This is a genomic window from Methylobacterium symbioticum, assembly GCF_902141845.1.
Lineage (GTDB): Bacteria > Pseudomonadota > Alphaproteobacteria > Rhizobiales > Beijerinckiaceae > Methylobacterium > Methylobacterium symbioticum.
On the sequence record NZ_CABFPH010000161.1, the window covers coordinates 1 to 8,185 of the forward strand.

The following is an 8,185-nucleotide window of genomic DNA, read 5'->3' on the forward strand; positions in this document are numbered from 1 at the left end:
CGAGGCCGGCATCCGCGCCGCCGTGCCGGGCGCGGACCTCGCCGCGGCCCGGGCCGACCTCTCCGCGCAGGCCGAGATCCGGCGCCTCGCGGCCGAGATCCGCGCCGGCCACGCCCGGCTGGACGTGCTCGTCAACAATGCCGGCGCGATCTTCGACCGGCGCGCGGAGACGGTGGACGGGATCGAGCGGACCTGGGCCCTCGACCATCTCGGCTACGTGCTGCTGACCCTGGAACTCCTCGACCTCCTGAAGGACGGCGGCCGGGCGGGCCTGAGGCCCCGCATCGTCAACGTCGCCTCGGCGGCGCATACCCGCGGCCGCATCGATCTCGACGACCTCGAGGGGCGCCGCCGCTACGGGGGCATGACGGCCTATGCCCAGGCCAAGCTCGGCAACGTGCTCTTCACCGCGGCGCTCGCCCGGCGGCTCGCGGGCAGCGGCGTCACCGTCAACGCCCTGCATCCCGGCGTCATCCGCTCGGGCTTCGCTCGCGACGCAGGGGGCTTGCTCGGGTTCGGCTGGAGCCTGATCCGGCCCTTCCTGTCGAGCCCGGAACGGGGCGCGGCGACCTCGCTGCATCTCGCCTGCGCGCCGGAGCTCGACGGCGTCAGCGGCCGCTACTTCGCCCGCTGTGCCGAGGCCCGGCCGTCGCGCGCGGCCCGCAACGTCGGGCTGCAGGAGCGGGTCTGGGAGATCAGTCTCGGACAGATCGGGGCCTGAACAGACGCGCGCTGCGCTGGATCCCCTTGTGCGCACAACTTTGCGTCACAATTTGCAAATTGCATTGCATCCCAGGGTGTCTAACCCAAAACTGTTTTCGGGCGGGGTGGGCAGCGCCGATCGATGGACGATGCGTTCGAGGACCTGGTCGACCGGATCTACGAGGCGGCCGCGATTCCGGATCTCTGGGCGGCGACGCTCAGCGCGATCGCCCGGTTCGGCGAGGGGGCCGGCGCGCTCCTGTTCACCAGCCAGGGCACGGAGTTCCGGTCCATCGCCTCCCCCGAGATCGAGGAGATCGTGGAGGCGTTCCTGGCCGGCGGCTGGGCCGCCCGGAACGACCGACCGGCCCGGCTCTTCGCCCGCCAGCACGCGGGCTTCCTCACCGATCTCGACGTCTATACCCGCGCGGAGCTCGACGCGAACCCGCTCTTCACGGAGTTCCTGCGTCCGCGCGGGCTCGGCTGGGGCACGGCCTCGGCGATCGCGGTGCCGAGCGGCGAGCAGATCGTGATCGACGTGGAGCGCGCCTATGCCGACGGGCCGGTGCCGGCCTCGGTGGTGAAGCGCCTCGATACCCTGCGGCCCCATCTCGCCCGGGCCGCCACCATGTCGGCGCGGCTGCGCCTGCAGGCGGTGCAGGTCGCCGCCGACGCCCTCGACCTCGTCGGCCTGCCCGCGGCGGTCCTCGGGCGGCAGGGCCAGGTCCTGGCGATGAATGGCGGGGCCGAGGCGCTGCTCGGCGGGGCCCTGCGGGAGGGGCGTCGCGTCGCCCTGGCCGATCCGCGGGCCGACCGCCTGCTCGGCACGGCCGTGGAGGCCCTCGCTGCGGGCGCGCTCGCCGCCGCGCGCTCGATCCCGATGCCCGGCCTGGCCGAGCGGGCGCCGGCCGTCGCCCATCTCCTGCCGGTCCGGCGCAGCGCCCGCGACCTCTTCGCCACCGCCTCGGCGATCCTCGTGGTGACGCCGGTGGCGCACGGCCTCCTGCCCGGCCTCTCGGTGCTGGAGGGCCTGTTCGACCTCACCGCCGCCGAGGCCCGGGTCGCCCGCTCCATCGCGAATTGCCGCACCGTGGAGCAGATCGCGGCCGAGTCCGGCACCTCGCCCCAGACCGTGCGCTCACAGCTCAAGGGCGTGATGGCCAAGACCGGCGTGAGCCGGCAGGCGGAGTTGGTCGGCCTCCTGGCGGGCGCCGCCCTGCCCCGGCTCTAGAGTGCTCTTAAGCCGAAGTGGATGCCGGTTCGGCGAAAGAGAGCGCGTTGAAACAAAGGCTTAGAGCCGTTCCCGGTTGCAACGCGATCGGGAGCGGCTCTAAGCCGCCGCCCGCACCCGCGCCGAGGCTGCCTGGGCCTGGATCTCGATGAAGACCCGCGTGACCTCGGGATTGGCCGCCTTGAGCGCCCGGTCGAGGCGGCTGACGATGGTCTCGACCGCGCCGGCATCGAGGTCGTCGGCCATGTCGAGACTGACATTCACCAGGATGTCCTTCGGGCCGAGATGCTGGGTCAGCACCTCGTTGACGTGGCGCACGCCGGGCTCGGCCCGCACCGCCGCCTCGATCGCGGCCACCACCTCCGGGTCGGCGGCCTCGCCGATCAGCAGGCCGTGCGTCTCGATCATCAGGAAGATCGCCATGCCGACGAGGACGAGGCCGATCCCGACCGAGGCCCAGCCGTCGAGGGCCGGCCGGTCGAGGAGATGGGCCGCCACCACGCCCGCCAGCGCGATCAGGAGGCCGATCAGGGCAGCCACGTCCTCCACCAGGATCGTGAACAGGGACGGATCCTTGCTGCGGCGGATGGCGGTGATGGGCGAGCGCCCGCCCGTCTCCGCCCGGAAGGCCCGCACCGCGACGAGGCAGGAATAGCCCTCCGCCAGGATCGCGAAGCCGAGGATCGCCACGTTCACCCAGAAGCCGGACAGGCGGATGCCGAGGATCGTGGCGTCGGCCGCGGGCTCGGGATGCATGATCTTCTCCGCGCCCTCGTAGATCGCGAAGATGCCGCCGCCGAGGAAGATCATCAGCGCCACGACGAAGGCGTAGAAGTAGATCTCGCGGCCGTAGCCGAAGGGATGGCGCGCATCGGCGGGCTTCCGGGCCCGCTTCAGGCCCACCAGCAGCAGGATCTGGTTGGCGGTGTCGACCACCGAATGCGCGCCCTCGGCGAGCATGGCGGTCGAGCCGGTGAGGGAGGCGCCGACGAACTTCGCCGCGGCGATCGCGAGGTTGGCGCCCGCGGCGGTGTAGATGGCGCCCGTGCTCTCGGCCATGCCCTGACATCTCCCCGGTTCCGCCCAACCGATGGGGCGCCGCGACGAGGCTGGAATGAGCCGCGGGGGGCCACGGTTCCGCGGGTGGACGGCGGCGGGGGGCTTGCGGCATCGTCGGGCTGCTGAGGCCGACACCCGGAGCGAGCATGCCCGCCTACGATCCCGACAACATCTTCGCCAAGATCCTGCGCGGCGAGATCCCGGCCCACACGGTCTACGAGGACGATCACACCCTCGCCTTCATGGACGTGATGCCCCAGGGCGAGGGCCACACCCTGGTGATCCCGAAGGCCCCGGCGCGCGGGCTCCTCGACGCCGAGCCGGAATCCCTCGCGGCGCTCATCCGCAGCGTGCAGGTGGTGGGCCGCGCCGTGACGGCGGCCTTCGACGCCGAGGGGCTGACGATCTTCCAGTACAACGAGCCGGCGGGCGGGCAGACGGTGTTCCACCTGCACGTCCACATCATCCCGCGGCGCGAGGGCGTGCCGCTGAAGCGCCACGAGGGCGGCCTGGCCGACCCGGCCCTGCTCGCCGCCCAGGCCGAGCGCATCCGCGCGGCCTTGAAGGGCTGAGGGATTCCGGGGTCCCGAGGGGATCATCCCCTCGGCCGGGGTGCCGGGGCGGCGCCCCGGCCTTTTCGCAGACCAGGGCTCCGCGCCTCGAACCCGCGAGAGGGATGATCCCTCTCGACACCCGGAGCTCAGGCCGCGGGGGCGCCTTGCGCCATCCCGGTGAGGAGGCGGCGCAGGGCCGCGTTCTCGGCCTCCAGCTCGGCGATGCGGCGCAGCAGCGCCGAGACGTCGGCGGCCGGCTCCGGCGCGGCGGGTGCCGCCCGGGCCGCGTCCTCGAAGGTGACGCCGATGCCGTCCTCCCGGCGCCAGCGCAGGGTCGCCCGGTAGGTGCGGTCCTTCTGCGGGATGTAGAGATCGAAGATCTCGGGCAGGGTGGCGGTCTCGGACAGGCTGATGCGGGCTCCCGTGGCGGAGAGGTCCCGCACCAGGCAGTCCATGCTGGATGCGCCGTTGTTGAAGCGGATCTGTCCCTTCAGGAACACCCGCTGCCGCACCTCCCGGCGGTGCTCCGCTGACATGGCCTCGGCCCTCGGATCGAATGCGTCCGGGCGACCCTGGCACCGCGGAGTTTAAGGAACCTTTCCCCGATCCCCGAGTCGCGGTCCCTCCGGCCTCGTGGTCCGCCGAAGAAGCGGTGAGGCCGGCTCCCGGGCGAAGCTGCGCCGCCACGCCGGCGCAGGTCGGGATCGAGCCGGCACCTCAGCCGATGTAGCGCCGGTCCACGGTCTGGAAGAGGTAGAAGCCGTTGAAGCGCACGGCGGTGTCGGCGGCCCGGCCGTCGAAGTCGAGGGGCAGGCCGCCCTGGTTCTCGAGCTTGCCCTCGAAGGTCCAGTGCCCGCCGCCCAGGAAGGGCGGCACCGTGCAGGCCTCCGGCACCGCGCAGCACAGGCCGTCGACGGCGCGCAGGCGGAACAGGTTGTAGCTTCGCATCCGAAGTCCTCCGCTTGGCCGCCCTCTGCCGAGCCTGCGCAGCGCCGCGGGTGCGCTGCGAAGAATCAGCTTGACCGTGCTCATAATGGCACAATCCGTCGGGTTTATGTCGACTCGTTTGCGGGGACGTTTCTCTCGAGCTCGTCGAGCCAGATTCGGGCCGATCCGTCCGAGGGCGCGCGCCAGTCGCCGCGGGGCGAGAGGGCGCCGCCCGCCGCCACCTTCGGCCCGTTCGGCAGGGCCGAGCGCTTGAACTGGCTGAAGCCGAAGAAGCGGGCGAGGAACACGCCGAGCCAGCGCCGGATCTCCGGCAGCGGGTAGGCGATCCGCTTCGCCTGCGGGAAGTCCGGCGGCCAGACGCCGCCCTCCGCGTCGCCCCAGCCGTGCAGCGCGAGGAACGCGATCTTCGAGGGGCGGAACCCGTAGCGCAGCGTGTAGAACAGGTTGAAGTCCTGCAGCGCGTAGGGGCCGATCGTGGCTTCCGTGCTCTGCGGGCTGTCGTCGGCATCCATCGGCACGAGTTCGGGCGAGATCTCGGTGTCGAGCACCCCCTGCAGCGTGCGGGACTCGTCCGGCCCCACCTGCCCGCTCGCGATGACCCAGCGGATCAGGTGCTGGATCAGGGTCTTGGGCACGCCGGCATTGACGGCGTAGTGGCTCATCTGGTCGCCGACGCCGTAGGTGCACCAGCCGAGCGCCAGCTCCGAGAGGTCGCCGGTGCCGATCACGAGGCCGCCGTGGCGGTTGGCGAGGCGGAACAGGTAGTCGGTGCGCAGTCCCGCCTGCACGTTCTCGAAGGTGACGTCGTAGACCGCCTCCCCCCGCGCATAGGGGTGGTCCATGTCGGCGAGCATCTGGCGGGCGCTCGGCCGGATGTCGATCTCGGCCGCCGTGCAGCCCATCGCCGTCATCAGCGCGTGGGCGTTGGCCTTGGTGCCCGCCGAGGTGGCGAAGCCCGGCATCGTGTAGGCGAGGATATCCGAGCGCGGATAGCCGAGCCGGTCGAAGGCCTTGGCGATGACGATCAGCGCGTGGGTCGAGTCGAGGCCGCCCGAGACGCCGATCACGGCGCGCTTCGTCCCCGTCGCCTCCAGGCGCTGCGCGAGGCCGGCCACCTGGATGTTGTAGGCCTCGTAGCAATCCTGCGCGAGACGGGCCGGGTCGGCCGGCACGAAGGGGAAGCGCTCGACCCGGCGGCGCAGGCCGAGATCGCCGGCGGGCGGGTCGAGCCGCACGGGCACGCGGCGGAAGGGGCGCGCGCTCAGGGCCCGCGCATTGTCGTCGAAGCTGCCGGCCTGGCGCCGGTCCTGGGCGATCAGGTCGAGGTCGATATCGGCGAGGGTCGCCACCGGCTCGAGCGGGAAGCGCGCGCCCTCCGCGAGGCGCACGCCCAGTTCGTCGATCGAGGTCTGCCCGTCCCACGACAGGTCGGTGGTCGATTCCCCCTGCCCCGCCGCGGCGTAGACATAGGCGCAGGCCCCGCGCATCGCGGCCGCCCGGGTGAGGAGCGCGCGGGACTCGGCCCGCCCCACGGTGATCGGGCTGCCGGAGAGGTTGGCGAGCACGCTGGCCCCGGCGAGCGCCGCGCGCATGCCCGGCGGCTCGGGAACCCAGAGATCCTCGCAGATCTCGATGCCGAGGGTGAAGCCGGGCAGATCCTCGGCCGCGAACAGGAGGTCGGTGCCGAAGGGCGCCTCGGCGCCTGCGACCCGGATCGTCTCGCCCGCGATCCCGGCGCCGGAGGCGAAGTGGCGCTTCTCGTAGAACTCGCGGTAGTTCGGCAGGTAGCTCTTCGGCACGACGCCGAGGAGCCGGCCGCCCTGGATGGCGAGCGCCGTGTTGTAGACCCGGTTGCGCCAGCGCAACGGCGCGCCGACCACGAGGATCGGGCGCAAGCCCGCCGATTCCGCGATCACCCGGGCGGCGGCCGCCTCGACGGCGTCGAGCAGGGTCTCCTGCAGGAACAGGTCCTCGATGGCGTAGGCCGAGAGGCCGAGTTCGGGGAACACCGCGAGCACCGCCCCCTCTCCGTGGCAGCGGCGCGCGAGGTCGAGCAGGGCCTCCGCGTTGCGTCCCGGCTCGGCCGGATGGCTGCGCGTGGTGCAGGCGGCCACGCGGGCGAAGCCGTGGCGGTAGAGCGAGCGGAAATCGGAAGGCGTTTGGGGAGGGCTCTGGGTCACGGTGCGGGCCGACCTCGCGATGCGGCGGGGAACACCCCGTCAGATAAGGCGCCCGGGCCCGGGGCTCCAGCGAAACGCGCGATCCGGCGACGGTCGGCGGGGCCGGTGCCATCGCCGCGCGCCGTCCCTTCCGTTCTGCGGGGGGAGCGTGCCCGGCCGATCGCATCGTGCGAACCCGGCTTGCCGGGAGAGATCCCGCGCCCCTACCCCGGTCCCTGTCCCTCCAGGCAGGCGCGCAGCACGGGCGGAGCGCCCGCCAGGAACATCCGCACGTCGTCGGCGATCACCGGCGCGGTGTCGGCCGGCACCGGCCAGCCGTACACGAACTTGCGGATCGCGATGTAGAAGATCTGGCCGTGCAGAGCCCAGGCCGTCTCCTCCTCCCGCGCGGTGAGCGGCACCGTCTCCGGATCCGGCAGGCCGAGATGGGCGCGCAACTCCGTGCAGACCGGGCGGATCAGGCTGTCGCGCACCACGGCGAGGTAGCGCGGCGCGATGTCGTAGCCGGTCAGCCCCGCCGAGACGAAGATGCGCACCCACTCATAGTCGAAGATGCGCTCGGCATAATCCTGGTAGAGGCGCACCAGCCGCTCCTCCAGAGGGAGCGCCCGGTTGCGCAGCAGCCTGTCCCAGTGCGGGTTCCACCGGCTCACATAGACATGCTCGTAGACCCGGTCGATCAGCGCCTCCTTGCTCGGGAAGTAGCGGAAGATCGCCGAGTGGGTGATGCCGATGCCCCGGGCGAGCTCCCGCGTCTGCCCGCCGAACCCGTGCTCGGCGAAGAAGCGCGCGGCCGCCGCCACGATCTGGCGCTCGCGCTCGGCGGCGGGCAGGCGGCGGCGCCCGGCCAGGGCCGTCCGGCCGCGTCCGCGGACGACGCCCTCCTCCGCGAGGTCGTCCTCGGCGAAGGCGTCCTCCGTCATCCGTGCGGTGATCGTGGGCGGGAGCATGGTGCGGGACCGGTCGATTCGGACGGACGGCGCCTGCGCCGCCCCACCATCGGCTTGTATCGCCTCGGCACGAAAGTTCGACCATGTCCCGCGCATCGCCGGCCTGCGGGGCGGATGGGATGAAACCGCGCATCGTGAGAGGAAAGCGCGGGAGGGCCAGGCCGGGATCCGCTTCCGGGCTTGACAATGTTCCTGTTTTGTGCTCATTTGCTTGCACCTGCCGCCCGGCATCGCAGGGGTGATCCTGCGCTGCCTTTCGGGGGCCCGTCCCGGGGACCGACCGGGAGGGGCGCGGACGGCGGGGCGGTGCCCGCGTCACCGGCCTCGGATCCGGCCGGTGCCCCGGGCGGCGTGCCGACGCAAGGTCTGCTCGGATCCGGGCGGTGAGGCGGGCTGAGGAAATGCGCCCGTCCCGACCCGGTTCTGGGGGACCGCCAGAGCCTCGCCGGCCCGACCCACTACGAGGCGGGCCTCGCGCCGGACGGGCGTATGTCAGCGTGCACGGGGTTCCCGTCCCGACAGGGACCGGACCCGGCCAGCGGCAGTCGCGAGGTCGGAGGA

8 protein-coding genes are annotated in these 8,185 nt (G+C 72.5%); 3 read left to right on the forward strand and 5 right to left on the reverse strand.

Annotation, left to right across the window (positions count from 1 at the left end; all coding sequences use genetic code 11):
• Both MET9862_RS27340 and MET9862_RS27345 read left to right on the forward strand, forming a co-directional pair.
• Positions 1 to 721: SDR family NAD(P)-dependent oxidoreductase (locus tag MET9862_RS27340; RefSeq protein ID WP_142586075.1), on the forward strand; the 721-nt coding region annotated here is incomplete at its 5' end.
• Between the two features lie 123 nt (positions 722 to 844).
• Complete coding sequence (locus MET9862_RS27345) at positions 845 to 1,933, forward strand: helix-turn-helix transcriptional regulator (RefSeq protein ID WP_142586076.1); 1,089 nt, start codon at positions 845 to 847, stop codon at positions 1,931 to 1,933.
• A gap of 99 nt (positions 1,934 to 2,032) precedes the next feature.
• Here MET9862_RS27345 and MET9862_RS27350 read toward each other — a convergent pair whose 3' ends face one another.
• Entirely contained in the window at positions 2,033 to 2,992 is a 960-nt protein-coding gene (locus tag MET9862_RS27350) for a cation diffusion facilitator family transporter (RefSeq protein WP_142586077.1), read from the reverse strand.
• A 146-nt stretch (positions 2,993 to 3,138) separates the two neighbouring features.
• Between MET9862_RS27350 and MET9862_RS27355 the strand changes: the two genes are divergently transcribed.
• Positions 3,139 to 3,564, forward strand: a complete 426-nt coding sequence (locus tag MET9862_RS27355; protein WP_142586078.1) for an HIT family protein — start codon at positions 3,139 to 3,141, stop codon at positions 3,562 to 3,564.
• A gap of 128 nt (positions 3,565 to 3,692) precedes the next feature.
• Here the strand turns inward: MET9862_RS27355 and MET9862_RS27360 are convergent, their stop codons facing one another.
• The 4 genes from MET9862_RS27360 to MET9862_RS27375 form a co-directional block, all read right to left on the reverse strand.
• Positions 3,693 to 4,082 (reverse strand): PilZ domain-containing protein, encoded by a 390-nt coding sequence (locus MET9862_RS27360; protein WP_142586079.1) that lies wholly within the window; start codon positions 4,080 to 4,082, stop codon positions 3,693 to 3,695.
• A gap of 181 nt (positions 4,083 to 4,263) precedes the next feature.
• On the reverse strand, positions 4,264 to 4,494 hold the full coding sequence (locus MET9862_RS27365) for a hypothetical protein (RefSeq protein ID WP_142586080.1): 231 nt from the start codon (positions 4,492 to 4,494) through the stop codon (positions 4,264 to 4,266).
• A 104-nt stretch (positions 4,495 to 4,598) separates the two neighbouring features.
• Positions 4,599 to 6,674, reverse strand: a complete 2,076-nt coding sequence (locus MET9862_RS27370; protein WP_142586081.1) for an NAD(+) synthase — start codon at positions 6,672 to 6,674, stop codon at positions 4,599 to 4,601.
• A gap of 203 nt (positions 6,675 to 6,877) precedes the next feature.
• Positions 6,878 to 7,597 (reverse strand): TetR/AcrR family transcriptional regulator, encoded by a 720-nt coding sequence (locus MET9862_RS27375; RefSeq protein ID WP_142586082.1) that lies wholly within the window; start codon positions 7,595 to 7,597, stop codon positions 6,878 to 6,880.
• Between the last annotated feature and the right edge of the window lie 588 nt (positions 7,598 to 8,185).